Below are 668 nucleotides of genomic sequence, written 5' to 3' on the forward strand. Positions count from 1 at the left end.
GGCAGCGATGCTGCAACTCCAACGACTTTGGGTGTTATGGTGGGCTACATGCCCACCTTTTTTGTTTTTGTCGAAGAGGTTCGAACGATGAGTTCACCCTCTACTTTGCGTTTGTTAGAAAGCAACGGTTGCCCTTCAATCAGTGCCATCAACGATTCGATTGCGAGTTTACCCATGTCTGAGTAGGGCAGTTCAACCGACGTTAATGCTGGGAAGCTTTCAGAGGCGATTTGCTGATTATCGTAACCGACAACGGCAACATCCTGAGGAATCTTCAACCCCAACTCCGCTATCGCTTGGTAGCACCCCATTGCCATATAGTCGCTGCCACAGAAAATCGCTTCTGGTGGCTGCTCCATATTCAGTAGTGTCAGTGTTTGCTGGTGCGCTTCTTTTAGCGACCAGTTTGCATCGACTAAATACTCTGAGTTAGGAATGATGTCTGCATCAATGAGAGCCTGACGATAACCATCGGCACGTTGCTTACTGGCTAGCATCCAACTTTCACCAGACAGCATGGCAATGCGACGATAACCTTGCGCTGTGAGGTGGGAAACTGCTTTGTAAGCTCCAATCATATCGGCCGGCAAAATACTTGGCGTTTCGGTGTGTTCTTCGTTGGTGCAGTTCAGCAGCACAGTCGGTAAGGAAGTTGTGACGCGTTGCTG

General features: G+C 49.3%; 1 protein-coding gene. It reads right to left on the reverse strand.

The window, feature by feature from the left end; all coding sequences use genetic code 11:
• Nucleotides 1-44: 44 nt before the first annotated feature.
• A partial coding sequence (locus R8N47_RS25660) for a substrate-binding domain-containing protein (RefSeq protein ID WP_318186160.1) occupies nt 45-668 on the reverse strand: 624 nt, incomplete at its 5' end.

Source organism: Vibrio sp. 2132-1 (assembly GCF_033344315.1).